This window comes from Stappia sediminis, from assembly GCF_009826895.1.
In the GTDB taxonomy this organism is placed as follows: domain Bacteria; phylum Pseudomonadota; class Alphaproteobacteria; order Rhizobiales; family Stappiaceae; genus Hongsoonwoonella; species Hongsoonwoonella sediminis.
The window spans coordinates 528,439-540,939 of record NZ_WUMV01000003.1; the positions used below are offsets into that span (position 1 = coordinate 528,439).

Below are 12,501 nucleotides of genomic sequence, written 5' to 3' on the forward strand. Positions count from 1 at the left end.
CCAATCGACGGAATTTGTGAATTATAGTCCGAAAACGAACGGTATAGCCTGCACCGAACATTCATCAAATTCTGACCGCCGAACCGGGAGCCGCCGCAAATGCAGGTGCATATCGTTCACGTTCACCCCGAGTCGACGTCGTTCAATGGCGCGATGACGCAAACCGCGCGCGAAAGCCTGACGCGTGCGGGACATGAGGTCGCCTTGTCGGATCTCTATGCGGAAGGCTTCGATCCCGTCGAGCGGGGCGGGCACTATCGATCAAGGGTCGATGCGAAGATATTTTCGCCGCTGGCCGAACAGCGCCATGCCCATGAGGCGGGAAGCCTGCCGGGGGATGTGGTGCGCGAGATCGAGCGGCTGGAGCGGGCCGACCTCGTGATCTTCCAGTTTCCGCTCTGGTGGCACCAGGTGCCGGCGATGCTGAAAGGCTGGATGGACCGGGTGTTCGTCAACGGCGGGCTCTACACCAGCCGCATGCGCTACGACCGGGGATATTTCAAGGGAAGGCGAGCCATTGTCTCGCTGACCACCGGAGCACCGGCAGCCGCCATGGGGCCGGGCGGGCGCGGCGGCGATATCGAACGGCTGCTGTGGCCGGTCCACTATTCCCTGCACTACATGGGATTTTCCGTGTTGCCGCCATTCCTCGCCTTCGGCGTTGCCGGGCATGGCTATTCCTATGCGGACGACGGCGACTTCGACGCGCTTATGAAGGAGCATCTGGAGAACTGGGAATCCCGGCTTGGCGCGATAGAGCGTGACGAGCCGCTTTCCTTCCCCGGCTGGGGCGACTGGGACGGCGAGGGCCGCAAGCTGGAAATGACTGTTTGACGCCGTCCGTCACCTGATCGCCAAATATGGGTAGGATGCTCGCATGGTCCCATGCGAAGGGGTAAGCCATGATCGAGCATCTGACGAGTTTTCCCGACTATGTGGTCGCGGTGCGAGCAAGCGGCGAGGTAACGCGCGCCGACTATGTGCAAACGGTCGTGCCCGCCGCCGAAGCGGCGATGGCGAAACACATCAAGGTGCGCGTTCTCATCCAGATCGAGGACGATGCGAACCCGAGCATGGGGCTGATCCTGGAGGATGCGGTTTTCGGCACGCGCCACCTGATGAGCTGGGGTCGGATCGCCATCGTTTCCGACGCGGACTGGGTGAAGCGGGCCTATGCCTTCATCAGGCCGATCATGCCCTTCGAACTGAAACTGTTTTCCAAGGCGGAAGCGGAAGAAGCGCGCGTCTGGATCACCGAAGACGAGACGGCGGGGAACGGTTGAGGGTGTTTCTGAAACCGTAGCGAACGATAAAGATATGCCCCCTCACCCGGCGCGTTGCGCGCCGACCTCTCCCGCCAAACTCGGGTGTTCCCGAGTTTGGAAGATAGATGGCGAAGTCGGAAACATCCGACTTCGCGGGGAGAGGTGAAGAGCGGGTTGCGCCACCTCTGCAAAATCGAAACTCCGATGTATTGATTCCGGGACGATTCCTTGCCAGTCGTGGTCGGAATGTTGCCCGGGTTCGAAGGGGGCAGATGAAAATACGCGGCGCGGGGTGCAAATCGAAAAGGCCGTCCGGAGTGCCCGGACGGCCTTATTGCTGCGATAATGGCCGAAAAAATCAAGCGAGGCCGTGCTTCGAGAGTGGAAGCTCGCTCACCCATTCGCCCTTCGCCGCCGCGATCGCATTGGCAACCGCAGGACCGACCGGCGGCGTGCCGGGTTCGCCGATGCCGGTCGGAGCCTCGGTCGACGGGACGATATGCACCTCGACCTGCGGCATATCGCTGATGCGGATCGGCAGGTAGGTGTCGAAGTTGGCCTGATCGACTTCGCCATCCGTCAGCGTGATCTCGTTCCTCAGGATCGCGCCGAGGCCGTAGCCGACCGCGCCTTCCACCTGGGCGCGGATATTGTCCGGATTGACCGGGATGCCGCAGTCGGCCGCGCAGGTGACCTTCTCCACCTTGACCGTGCCGTCTTCGCGGAAGGAGATTTCCGCGACTTCGGCGACATAGGTGTTGAAGGATTTCTGCACGGCGACACCGCGATAACGCCCTTGCGGAAGCGGATCGCCCCAGCCGGCTTTTTCGGCGGCGAGCTTCAGCACGCCGAGCTTGCGAGGATCGTCCTTCAGGAGCGCCATGCGGTAGTCCACCGGATCCTTGCCGGCTTCCCTTGCCAGACGGTCGATCATGGTTTCCATGACGTAGGCCGTGTGGGTGTGGCCGACCGAGCGCCACCACAGAACCGGTACGGCGGTCTTCGCGTTGTGCACCTCGACGCGGATGCCGGGCACGGTGTACGTCATATCGGTGACGCCCTCGGCCGTCGTTTCGTCGACGCCCTCCTTGACGAGGAACTGCTCGAAAGGCGAGCCGATGAGGATCGACTTCGACGCAACCCGGTGATGCCAGCCGAGAGGGTTGCCATCGGCATCAAGCCCGACCCTGACCTTGTGGGCGACCATCGGGCGATAGTAGCCGCCCTTGATATCGTCCTCGCGGGTCCACACCACCTTGATCGGGCGCGGAGCATTGCCGGCATCCGCCCAGGCTTTTGCAAGATGTGCGGCTTCGGCGACCGGGTGGCTGTCCGGCTGCGCGCGCCGCCCGAAGGAGCCGCCCGCCCAAAGCGTTTCGATCTTCACGTTCTCCGGCGAAAGCCCGAGGACGCCTGCGGTCACGTTGTGGTCGATCGTCTGGAGTTGCGATCCCGTCCATACGGTGGCCGATTTGCCGTCGAAGAGGATCGTCGCGTCGAGCGGCTCCATCGGCGCATGGGCGAGGAAGGGGAAGGTGTAGTCCGCCTCGACGATCTTCGCCGCATTGGCAAGGCCGGCTTCCGCATCGCCATGAACATGCGCCTCAAGGCCCGGCTCGCCCGTCATGGATTTGAGGTCCGCCAGCATCTCGCTGCTGCTGCGCGTCTCGGCGGCGCTTTCATCCCATTCGACTTCTACCAGATCGCGGGCCTTGATCGCGGGCCATGTGCTTTCCGCGAGGACCGCGACGCCGCTCGGCACGGAAATGACATCGATGACGCCCTTCACCTTCTTGGCCTCGCTGGCGTCGAAGGTTTTCGGCACTGAGCCGAATTTCGGCGGGCGGGCGAGCACGGCGACCAGCATATTCTCATGCTGCACGTCCATGCCGTAGGTCGACGGCGCGCCCACGGTTTTCATTTTCGTATCGACGCGCGGGAAGGACTTGCCGATATAGACCCACTCGTCCGGCGACTTCAGCTTCGGCTTTTCCGGAACGTCCTGAAGCGCGGCGGCGCCCGCGAGTTCGCCGAAGGTCGCCTGCTTGCCGCTGCCGTGTTTCACCATGCCTTTTTCGACCGTGACGGAGGCGGGATCGACCTCCCATTGCTTCGCGGCTGCGGCGACCAGCATCGCCTTGGCGGCGGCGCCCGCCTCGCGGTACTGCAGGAAGGAATTGGCGATTGCCGTGGAGCCGCCGGTTCCCTGAAGGCCGAAGAGGAGGTTCTTGTAGACTTCCGGGTTGGAGGGCGCGAATTCGACCTCGACCTGCGCACGGTCGGCGTCGAGTTCATCGGCAACGAGAGTGGCAAGGCCCGTCGCCGCGCCCTGGCCCTTGTCCAGGTGTTTGGAAATGACGACCACTTTATTGTCCGGCCGGATATGGACGAAGGGTTGGGCGAATTCCGCCGTCCCTTCCGCCGCCTTCGCCGCACCGGACCCATAAGGCATGTTGAGGCCGATGAGAAGGCCGCCGGCGGCACCCGCCGAAAGCTTCAGGAACGAACGGCGCGAGGGCTTCGCGGCGGCGAGCGGCTTGTCGAGAAGATGCAGCATTTCCTCAGCCCTCCATGGTTTCGGCGGCGCGGTGGATCGCGGCGCGGATGCGCACATAGGTCGCGCAGCGGCAGACGTTGCCGTCCATCGCCGCGTCGATATCCTCATCGCTCGGTTTCGGTGTCTCGGTCAAAAGGGCGGTCGCGGCGAGGATCTGGCCCGACTGGCAATAGCCGCATTGCGGAACGTCAAGCTCGCGCCAGGCGGCGCGAACCGCTTCCGCCGCCTTGCCCTCGACGCCCTCGATCGTGGTGATCGAGGCGCCTTCGACGTCGGAAAGGTAGGTCTGGCAGGAACGCGTCGGATACCCGTCGAGGTGAACGGTGCAGGCGCCGCACTGGGCGATGCCGCAGCCGAATTTCGTTCCCGTCATCTTCAGTTCGTCGCGAAGCACCCACAGAAGGGGCGTTTCGGGGTCGGTGTCGATCGAACGCTCGACACCGTTGATGGTGACGTTGACAGCCATGTCTTGAAAGCCTCCGGTGACTAGAGCATCCTGAATGCGATCAATTTTCTGCGTTCTGGCGGCTTCGCCTGAGTGCAGGTTGATCTGATGCGTACTTTCGAAGAAGGTAAACTATTCAGTGTAGTTTAGGCGCTGATGCGCTTAATGTAAACTGCCAAGTTTACATTTCAATGTCGCCGCCCGCCATCCGGGGTGCGTCCCGAGCCAGATTGCCCGAGTGAGAGAAATGGCCCTTTCGGAAGAAAAGCAGAAGCAGATCGTCGACGCGGCGATCGCGGAATTCCAGGAAAAGGGCTATGCGGGCGCGAGCATGGACAGGATTTCCTGCCGTGCGAATGTCTCCAAGCGCACGGTCTACAATCACTTCGAGAGCAAGGATGTGCTGTTCAGCGCCATCATCCAGCGCCTTGCCGACAGGCTGAACGCGGCACTCGAGATCGCCTACGACCCGGACCGACCGATCCGCCCGCAGCTTGAGCGCCTCGCCTGGGCGGAGGGAGATCTCCTGACCGATCCCGATTTCATGAAACTGGCGCGCATGGTGATGGGCGAGACGATCCGCGATCCAGAACTTGCCGCCGACATGAACAGCCGCATGACGAAGACGGCCGTTTTCGAGGAGTTCATGGCGCGGGCGAACGCGGACGGAAAACTGCATGCGCCCGACCCGCAACTCGCCGCCGAGCAGTTCCTCGGGCTTATCAAGTCGCAGGGCTTCTACCCGCGCATCTTTACCGACGCGCCGGTCAGCCGTGAGGAAATGGCGGGAATTGTCGACCGTTCCGTCGAAATGATCATGAAAAGCTACGGGCGGGAATGACTTCCCGCCAGATCGCCAAGGCCACGATTACGGGACGAGCTTGTAGCCGCCGGCGTCGGTGACCAGCAGTTCCGCGTTCGACGGATCGCGCTCGATCTTCTGGCGAAGACGGTAGATGTGGGTTTCCAGCGTGTGGGTGGTGACGCCGGAATTGTAGCCCCAGACCTCATGCAGGAGGACGTCGCGCGTCACCGGTTTTTCGCCCGCGCGATAGAGGTACTTCAGGATTGCCGTTTCCTTTTCCGTCAGGCGGATCTTGGCGCCCTTCTCGTCGACCATCAGCTTCTGTGCGGGACGGAAAGAGAAACGGCCGATGGTGAAGACGGCATCCTCGCTCTGCTCGTGCTGGCGAAGATGCGCGCGGATGCGCGCAAGTAGCACGGCGAACTTGAAGGGCTTGGCGACATAGTCGTTCGCGCCGGCCTCAAGCCCGAGGATCGTGTCGGAATCGGTGTCGTGGCCGGTCAGCATGATGACGGGGGCCTTGAAGCCGTTCTTGCGCAGAAGCTTCACCGCCTCGCGTCCGTCGATATCCGGCAGGCCGACGTCCATCAGGAGAAGATCGACATGCTCGCTCTTGGCGGCGCTGATGCCGGTCGTGGCGTTGTCCGCCTGCAAGGTCTCGAACTCGTCGTAAAGCGACAGCTGCTCGACGAGCGCCTCGCGCAGATCATTGTCGTCGTCGACGATCAGGATATTCCGCGCGCTCATGGCTTTTACTCCCTTTGATCGGCTAAACCGGTTGCCGACACACTTAGTGTTCGCGAGGCGGTAGCGCGAGATAAAATCTTCTCCAATTGCCTGTGATCTCGTCAATTCTTCTTCACGCGACCTTTACCGAAAGGTTATCAGGAAATCGGTTCGAAAGTGCGCGAAATGCGAAGCCAAACGCAGGGTGAGACGGATGAAGGACGGTAAAACGGCGGAAGTCCTTGCCGTTCGGGCAAGGCCAGGCGCACCGCAGAGGGGCACGCTCAGTTTAGAATCGATCACGGTCCCGTGTGCGCTCGGAAAATCGGGCCTTGCGATCAGAAAACGCGAAGGCGACGGAAAAACGCCTGTCGGATGCTTCGAACTGCTCTCGGCCTATTATCGCGCGGATCGATTGCGCCGCCCGACAACCCGATTGCCGGTCAGTGAAATCACGCCCGACCTCGGCTGGTGCGACGACCCTAGCCATCCGCGCTACAACCGGCCCGTGGAATTGCCGTTTCCCGCAAGCCACGAAAAGATGTGGCGCGAGGACGGCCTCTATGACGTGGTCGTGGTACTCGATCACAATCTCCGCCCCGCGGTGCCGGGGCTTGGCTCCGCGATCTTCTTTCACTGCGCGCGGCCCGATTATTCTCCAACGGAAGGCTGCGTCGCCGTTTCGCGGAGCGACATGCTGAAAATCCTTCTCCACTGCGGGCCGGGCACGATCATGGCAATCGAATGACGACAGGCCGCCAGACCCGATAAAGCTCTTGTGAGTTTCGCGAAAATCCGACCTGTGCTTGGATGGAACATATCAGGAACAAACTGCCGTATCGTCATTCTTGCGTAAATTTACGGAGACAAGCCTTGTCCGACGTTCAAACCTATCTTCCGGGAATTCTTCTCGCTCTCGGCGCCATGGGGGTAAGCCTTCTCAGCCCCGGGCCGAATATCCTGGCCGTGATCGGCACGTCGATGAGTACGGGGCGAGCCTCGGGCAGGGCGCTGGCGGCGGGCATCGCCAGCGGATCTTTTCTCTGGAGCCTGCTTGCCTGGAGCGGTTTCACCGCCGTGCTGACGCTCTATGCTTCCGTTTTGACCGTCATCAAGGTGGCGGGCGCGTTCTATCTGCTCTGGCTGGCTGTGAAGTCGTTCCGCTCCGCCGCCTCCGCGCATGACATCGAGGCGAAGTCGCTCGACCTTGCCGGCGGCCCGTCGAAATACTACCTGCGCGGCCTGACGATCCAGATGACCAATCCGAAGGCGGCGCTCGCCTGGATCGCGATCATGTCGCTCGGAATGCAGGCGGGCGCGCCGCTCTGGGTCGGCCTCAGCATCGTGGCGGGCACGACGATCATGTCCTTTGCGGGACATATGATCTATGCGGTGGCCTTCTCCACCCGGCCCGTCGTCAATGTCTACATCCGCGCGAGGCGCTGGATTCAGGCGGGGCTCGGCGCGTTCTTCTGCTTCGCGAGCTACAAGCTGCTGACATCGAAGATCTGATCGCACCCTCCGGATTGCACAAGCAGCGAGCCGTGAAATGGAATATGTGACCGCCTACCTGCCCGGTATCCTGCTTGCGCTTGGCGCAACGGCGCTGGGCCTGATGACGCCGGGGCCGAACATTCTTTCCGTCATCGGCACGTCGATGAGCGCGGGACGCGCGGCGGGAAAGGCACTCGCCTACGGCATAGGGTTTGGCGCCTGCATCTGGGCGACGCTTGCCTGGGCGGGTCTTGCCGGGCTTCTTACGGTCTATGCTTCCGCGATAACAGCGCTGAAAATCGCCGGTGCCGCCTATCTGCTCTGGCTTGCGTTCAAGGCCTTCCGCTCGGCAGCGAACCCGAAGCCGCTGGAGCTTCTTGAGACGACGTCAACGGCGAACCGAAACGCTTATTTCCGGCGCGGGTTCCTGGTCGTCATGACGAACCCGAAGGCCGTTCTCGTGTGGATCGCGATCATGTCGCTTGGCGTGAGCGCGGATTCGCCGTGGTGGGTCGGCGGGATAATCATGGCGGTGGGAGGGTCGATGTCGATTATTGCGCATCAGCTTTATGCCGTCGCCTTTTCCACCGGTCCGATGATCCGGTTTTATGCGCGCGCGCGGCGATGGATCGAAGCCGGCCTCGGCACTTTTTTCTGTTTCGCCAGCTACAAGTTGCTGACGTCCAGGACCTGAATGCGAAAAACCGTTTCGAATATTTCGCCGCGCCATTGACCATGGCGGAATATCGTCCGTCATTTCTTATGCGGCACTGGAAAATCGCGGCGTTTTCCGCCATATAGTGCCCGCAATGGCGAATTTTCGAAAGCATTCAGGTTCATGGGCGAGCGGCGCATACCATTCTTGAAGATGAACGGACTGGGCAACGAATTCGTTGTCTGGGATGCCCGTGCCGAGCCCGTGCGCCTTTCGCCCGATCAGATCCGGGCGATCGGCGATCCGGAAGACGGCATCGGCTTCGACCAGATGATCACGGTCGAGCGCTCGCCCATCGGCGCGGATGCCTTCATGCGCATCCACAACCGGGACGGCGGCCAGGTGGATGCCTGCGGCAACGCGACCCGCTGCATCGGCAGGCTGTTGATGCAGGAAGCCGGCAAGGACGCGGTGACGATCCAGACCAACGCCGGCCTGCTGCATGCCTACAGCACCGGCGATCCGTTCAGGATCACAGCCGACATGGGCGAGCCGCGCTTTGCCTGGAATGAGATACCGCTTGCCGAGGAGTTTCACGACACGCGCGCAATCGAATTGCAGATCGGGCCGATCGACAAGCCGATCCTGCACACGCCAAGCGTCGTCAACGTGGGCAATCCGCATGCGGTGTTCTGGGTCAGAGACATCGAGGCCTACGACCTTTCGCGCATCGGCCCCTTGCTGGAAAGCCATCCGATCTTCCCCGAGAAGGCGAATATCTCGCTCGCCCATGTGCTGTCGGACACGGAGATCGAGGTGAAGGTGTGGGAGCGCGGCGTGGGCCTGACGCGCGCCTGCGGCACTGCGGCCTGCGCGGTGGCGGTTGCCGCCGCCCGCGACAAGCGCACCGACCGCAAGGTGACCGTGCATCTTCCCGGCGGGCCGCTTCAGATCGAATGGCGGACAAGCGACAACCACGTGATGATGACGGGCGGAACGGAGATCGAATACGAAGGCCTTATCGATATCGAGACGCTTGAATTTCAGCGCACCGGACCGGGCGACAAGCCTATTCTGGAGGTCGTGAAGTGAGTGTCGACGTCGTCACGTTCGGCTGCCGCCTCAACGCCTATGAATCGGAGGTGATGAAGCGCGAGGCCGAAGCCGCGGGGCTGAAGGACGCGGTCCTCGTCAATACTTGCGCGGTGACGAACGAGGCCGTGCGGCAGGCGCGCCAGGCGATCCGCAAGGCAAGGCGCGAGAACCCGGACGCGCGCATCATCGTTACCGGCTGCGCCGCGCAGACCGAAAGCGGCACCTTCGCAGGCATGGAAGAGGTCGATCTCGTCCTCGGCAACAGCGAGAAGCTGGAACGCGCTTCTTATGGCCGGGTGGCGCAATTCGGCATCGAGGAGACCGAAAAGGTCCGCGTCAACGATATCATGAGCGTGCGCGAGACGGCGGGACACCTGATCGACGGGCTGGAGGGGCGCGCGCGCGCCTTCGTCCAGATCCAGAACGGCTGCGACCATCGCTGCACCTTCTGCATCATACCCTATGGCCGCGGCAATTCCCGCTCGGTGCCCATGGGAGTGGTGATCGACCAGATCCGCCGCCTTGTCGAAAACGGCCACCGAGAGATTGTGCTGACCGGCGTCGACATCACGAGCTACGGCGCGGATCTGCCGGGCGCACCGACGCTCGGCCAGCTGACGCTGAAGATCCTCAAGATGGTGCCGGGTCTCGACCGGCTCAGGCTTTCCTCCATCGACAGCATCGAGGCGGACGATGCGCTGATGCGCGCCATAGCCGAGGAAGAGCGGCTGATGCCGCATTTCCACCTGTCGCTGCAGGCGGGTGACGACCTGATCCTCAAGCGCATGAAGCGGCGGCACCTGCGCGCCGACACGATCCGTTTCTGCGAGGAGGTGCGGCAGCTTCGCCCGGATGTGGTCTTCGGCGCGGACATCATCGCCGGTTTCCCTACGGAGAGCGAGGCGATGTTCGACAACACGTTGAAGATCGTCGACGACTGCGGGCTGACGCATCTTCATGTCTTTCCGTTCTCGCCGCGCCCCGGCACGCCGGCGGCGCGCATGCCCCAGGTCGAGCGTGCGCTTGTGAAGGAACGGGCCGGGCGCCTGCGCGAAAAGGGCGAGGCGGCACTCAAGGCCCATCTTGAGCGCGAGGTGGGCGCGCGCCGTTTCGTGCTTGTCGAGCGCGAGGGCCTTGGCCGCACCGAGCAGTTCACCCAGGTCGAATTCGAAGGCCATGCCTCCGGCGACCTTGTGGAGATGGCCATTAAGGGGCATACCGGGCGACACCTCCTGGCGGACCGGATTTCAAAGGCAGCTTGAATTCATGAGCGAGAAGAAACGCGGCTTCTTCGGCCGGCTTTTCGGCGCGAAGGACGAGGCGGCACCCGATGCCGCGCGCGACGATGAAAACAGCGCGGGAGAAGGCGAGGTTCCGGCCGACGCGCCCGAGGCCGCGACCGAGCCGGAAGCACGCGACGCAGGCCTTGCGGAAATTGCGGAAACGGAAGCCGAGGCGGAAACCACCCCGAAAACGGAAGACCGCGACGATACTGTCGTGGAAAGCGCCGTCGAGGTGCCCGAACAGGAACCGGCGCCGACAGAGCCTGAACCCGAGCCCGTTACCGAACCTGAGCCCGCGAAAGAAAGGAAAAGCTGGTTCGCCAGGCTGCGCGACGGCCTGTCGCGCTCGTCCAATGCGCTGACAGGCGGTATCTCGTCGATCTTCACCAAGCGCAAGCTCGACGCCGACACGCTGGAGGAACTGGAGGATATCCTGATCCAGGCGGACCTTGGCGTCGAGACGGCGATGAACATCACCGAACGGTTGGCCGACGGGCGCTACGACAAGGAAATTTCCGAAGAGGAAGTGCGCCGCATCCTGGCCGAGGAAGTCGAAAGCGTGCTGGAGCCGGTGGCGAAGCCGCTTGAGATCGATGCATCGCTGAAACCCCACGTCATCCTCGTCGTCGGCGTGAACGGTACCGGCAAGACGACCACCATCGGCAAGCTTTCGGCGAAATTCGCGACTGAAGGCAAGCGCGTGATGATGGCCGCCGGCGACACCTTCCGCGCCGCCGCCGTCGAGCAGCTCAAGATCTGGGGCGAGCGCACGGGTGCCGACGTCATCGCCCGCGACACGGGCGCGGATGCGGCCGGCCTCGTCTTCGATGCCATGAGGGAAGCGCGCGAAAAGGCCGTCGACGTGCTCCTGATAGACACGGCGGGACGGCTGCAGAACCGGGCGGAGCTGATGGCCGAGCTTGAAAAGGTCGTGCGCGTCATCAAGAAACACGACGAAACGGCACCGCATACGGTGCTTCTGACGCTTGATGCCACCACGGGCCAGAACGCCATGAACCAGGTGGAGATCTTCGGCAAGACGGCTGGTGTTTCGGGCCTCGTCATGACGAAGCTGGACGGCACGGCGCGCGGCGGCATTCTCGTCGCCATATCGGCCAAGCACCGCATGCCGGTGCATTTCATCGGCGTGGGCGAGGGGGTCGACGATCTCGAACCCTTCAAGGCGGAAGAATTCGCGAAGGCGATTGCCGGAATTCCGGCATGATGCCCAACCGGTGCCAATATCTGCCGTCAAGACTGCACGGCTGCGACTGGATTTGAAGGAACGGATTTACGCCACATGGAATTTGAACACGGGCCCAACGCACCTGATCGCCGCGAACTCGCGCCATTCCCGAAGCTGCTCCTGGAACTGGGGCCGCTGGTTCTGTTCTTCTTCGCCAACGCACGGGGCGAGATGCTTGCGGAGATGTTTCCCGCGCTCGCAGAACTCGGTGGGTCGATCTTCATCGCCACCGCCGTCTTCATGGTGGCGATCGCGGTCTCTCTCATCGTTTCCTATGCCTTGACGAAGCGCCTGCCCGTCATGCCCGTCGTCTCCGGAGTGGTGGTGCTCGTGTTCGGCGCGCTGACGCTATGGCTGCACGACGAGCTTTTCATAAAGCTGAAGCCGACGATCGTGAATTGCCTGTTCGGCACGGTGCTGCTCGGCGGGCTTTTCTTCAACAAGTCGCTGCTGGGTTACGTTTTCGACAGCGTTTTCCGTCTGGACGACGATGGCTGGCGCAAGCTCACGTTCCGCTGGGGCGTGTTCTTTTTCGTGCTTGCCGCGCTGAACGAGTTCGTCTGGCGCTCGTTTTCGACCGACTTCTGGGTGTCCTTCAAGGTGTTCGGCATCATGCCGATCACCGTCGCCTTCACGCTGTTCCAGCTGCCGCTGATCCAGCGCCATTCGCTGGATCAGGAAGAGGGCTGACGTGGCAAGATTACTGCTCGCCGAGCTTCATTTCCGGCGAATAGGTCTTGCCGTTGACCTCCTTGACGACCGCCTGGCCGCAGATGGTCACGCCGCGCGCGCTGTCGAAGGTGAGCGAAGGCGAGCCGTAAAGCTCCCACCCCTTGTCGAGCGCCGCCGAAATGCGGTGGCAGAATTCGCTGTCGTCCTTGCCGGTGATGATGCGGTAGAGCTTCATGGCGTATCCAGTTTCAAGCGTTG

Annotated in this window: 14 protein-coding genes; 10 read left to right on the forward strand and 4 right to left on the reverse strand. The window is 62.4% G+C overall.

All coding sequences use genetic code 11. The features are described 5' to 3' along the window. Positions 1-99 precede the first annotated feature (99 nt). Together GR183_RS09400 and GR183_RS09405 are read left to right on the forward strand one after the other, a co-directional pair. Complete coding sequence (locus GR183_RS09400) at positions 100-834, forward strand: NAD(P)H-dependent oxidoreductase (RefSeq protein ID WP_160775337.1); 735 nt, start codon at positions 100-102, stop codon at positions 832-834. Positions 835-902: 68 nt separating this feature from the next. After that, positions 903-1,283 (forward strand): SpoIIAA family protein, encoded by a 381-nt coding sequence (locus GR183_RS09405; RefSeq protein ID WP_160775338.1) that lies wholly within the window; start codon positions 903-905, stop codon positions 1,281-1,283. Between the two features lie 340 nt (positions 1,284-1,623). Here the strand turns inward: GR183_RS09405 and GR183_RS09410 are convergent, their stop codons facing one another. Beyond that, positions 1,624-3,822: a xanthine dehydrogenase family protein molybdopterin-binding subunit gene (locus tag GR183_RS09410; RefSeq protein ID WP_160775339.1), complete on the reverse strand. Its 2,199-nt coding sequence runs from the start codon at positions 3,820-3,822 to the stop codon at positions 1,624-1,626. Positions 3,823-3,826: 4 nt separating this feature from the next. After that, positions 3,827-4,288, reverse strand: coding sequence for a (2Fe-2S)-binding protein (locus tag GR183_RS09415; RefSeq protein WP_160775340.1), 462 nt, complete (start codon positions 4,286-4,288; stop codon positions 3,827-3,829). Between the two features lie 226 nt (positions 4,289-4,514). Here GR183_RS09415 and GR183_RS09420 point away from each other — a divergent pair, with 226 nt between their 5' ends. Next, positions 4,515-5,108, forward strand: a complete 594-nt coding sequence (locus tag GR183_RS09420; RefSeq protein WP_160775341.1) for a TetR/AcrR family transcriptional regulator — start codon at positions 4,515-4,517, stop codon at positions 5,106-5,108. Between the two features lie 27 nt (positions 5,109-5,135). On the opposite strand, the gene GR183_RS09425 is transcribed toward GR183_RS09420, so the two are convergent. Beyond that, entirely contained in the window at positions 5,136-5,819 is a 684-nt protein-coding gene (locus tag GR183_RS09425) for a response regulator transcription factor (protein ID WP_160775342.1), read from the reverse strand. A gap of 193 nt (positions 5,820-6,012) precedes the next feature. On the opposite strand from GR183_RS09425, the gene GR183_RS09430 reads away from it, so the two are divergent. The 7 genes from GR183_RS09430 (at position 6,013) to GR183_RS09460 (ending at position 12,261) form a co-directional block, all read left to right on the forward strand. Then, on the forward strand, positions 6,013-6,546 hold the full coding sequence (locus tag GR183_RS09430; RefSeq protein ID WP_160775343.1) for a L,D-transpeptidase family protein: 534 nt from the start codon (positions 6,013-6,015) through the stop codon (positions 6,544-6,546). Between the two features lie 125 nt (positions 6,547-6,671). Then, positions 6,672-7,310 carry a LysE family translocator gene (locus tag GR183_RS09435; protein ID WP_208999803.1) on the forward strand — a complete coding sequence of 213 codons (639 nt, stop codon included), beginning with the start codon at positions 6,672-6,674 and terminating at the stop codon, positions 7,308-7,310. A 37-nt stretch (positions 7,311-7,347) separates the two neighbouring features. Further along, the gene (locus GR183_RS09440) at positions 7,348-7,986 is read left to right on the forward strand and encodes a LysE family translocator (protein ID WP_160775345.1); all 639 of its coding nucleotides are present in this window, start codon (positions 7,348-7,350) and stop codon (positions 7,984-7,986) included. A 144-nt stretch (positions 7,987-8,130) separates the two neighbouring features. Beyond that, entirely contained in the window at positions 8,131-9,039 is a 909-nt protein-coding gene (dapF, locus tag GR183_RS09445; RefSeq protein WP_160775346.1) for a diaminopimelate epimerase, read from the forward strand. After that, the gene (mtaB, locus tag GR183_RS09450; protein ID WP_160775347.1) at positions 9,036-10,304 is read left to right on the forward strand and encodes a tRNA (N(6)-L-threonylcarbamoyladenosine(37)-C(2))-methylthiotransferase MtaB; all 1,269 of its coding nucleotides are present in this window, start codon (positions 9,036-9,038) and stop codon (positions 10,302-10,304) included. The genes dapF and mtaB overlap by 4 nt, the downstream gene beginning before the upstream one ends. 4 nt (positions 10,305-10,308) lie before the next feature. Further along, the gene (ftsY, locus tag GR183_RS09455; protein ID WP_160775348.1) at positions 10,309-11,550 is read left to right on the forward strand and encodes a signal recognition particle-docking protein FtsY; all 1,242 of its coding nucleotides are present in this window, start codon (positions 10,309-10,311) and stop codon (positions 11,548-11,550) included. Between the two features lie 75 nt (positions 11,551-11,625). Beyond that, positions 11,626-12,261, forward strand: a complete 636-nt coding sequence (locus GR183_RS09460) for a septation protein A (RefSeq protein ID WP_160775349.1) — start codon at positions 11,626-11,628, stop codon at positions 12,259-12,261. A 10-nt stretch (positions 12,262-12,271) separates the two neighbouring features. Here GR183_RS09460 and GR183_RS09465 read toward each other — a convergent pair whose 3' ends face one another. Further along, positions 12,272-12,478 (reverse strand): DUF1737 domain-containing protein, encoded by a 207-nt coding sequence (locus GR183_RS09465; RefSeq protein WP_160775350.1) that lies wholly within the window; start codon positions 12,476-12,478, stop codon positions 12,272-12,274. Positions 12,479-12,501: the final 23 nt, after the last annotated feature.

What these genes read in the sequence shown, in the direction of transcription:
- GR183_RS09440 (WP_160775345.1), top strand. Translation starts at nt 7,348, where the DNA reads ATGGAATATGTGACCGCCTACCTGCCCGGTATCCTGCTTGCGCTTGGC.
- GR183_RS09400 (WP_160775337.1), top strand. Translation starts at nt 100, where the DNA reads ATGCAGGTGCATATCGTTCACGTTCACCCCGAGTCGACGTCGTTCAAT.
- GR183_RS09415 (WP_160775340.1), bottom strand. Translation starts at nt 4,288, where the DNA reads ATGGCTGTCAACGTCACCATCAACGGTGTCGAGCGTTCGATCGACACC.
- GR183_RS09460 (WP_160775349.1), top strand. Translation starts at nt 11,626, where the DNA reads ATGGAATTTGAACACGGGCCCAACGCACCTGATCGCCGCGAACTCGCG.
- ftsY (WP_160775348.1), top strand. Translation starts at nt 10,309, where the DNA reads ATGAGCGAGAAGAAACGCGGCTTCTTCGGCCGGCTTTTCGGCGCGAAG.
- GR183_RS09430 (WP_160775343.1), top strand. Translation starts at nt 6,013, where the DNA reads ATGAAGGACGGTAAAACGGCGGAAGTCCTTGCCGTTCGGGCAAGGCCA.
- GR183_RS09420 (WP_160775341.1), top strand. Translation starts at nt 4,515, where the DNA reads ATGGCCCTTTCGGAAGAAAAGCAGAAGCAGATCGTCGACGCGGCGATC.
- GR183_RS09405 (WP_160775338.1), top strand. Translation starts at nt 903, where the DNA reads ATGATCGAGCATCTGACGAGTTTTCCCGACTATGTGGTCGCGGTGCGA.
- dapF (WP_160775346.1), top strand. Translation starts at nt 8,131, where the DNA reads ATGGGCGAGCGGCGCATACCATTCTTGAAGATGAACGGACTGGGCAAC.
- GR183_RS09410 (WP_160775339.1), bottom strand. Translation starts at nt 3,822, where the DNA reads ATGCTGCATCTTCTCGACAAGCCGCTCGCCGCCGCGAAGCCCTCGCGC.
- GR183_RS09425 (WP_160775342.1), bottom strand. Translation starts at nt 5,819, where the DNA reads ATGAGCGCGCGGAATATCCTGATCGTCGACGACGACAATGATCTGCGC.
- GR183_RS09465 (WP_160775350.1), bottom strand. Translation starts at nt 12,478, where the DNA reads ATGAAGCTCTACCGCATCATCACCGGCAAGGACGACAGCGAATTCTGC.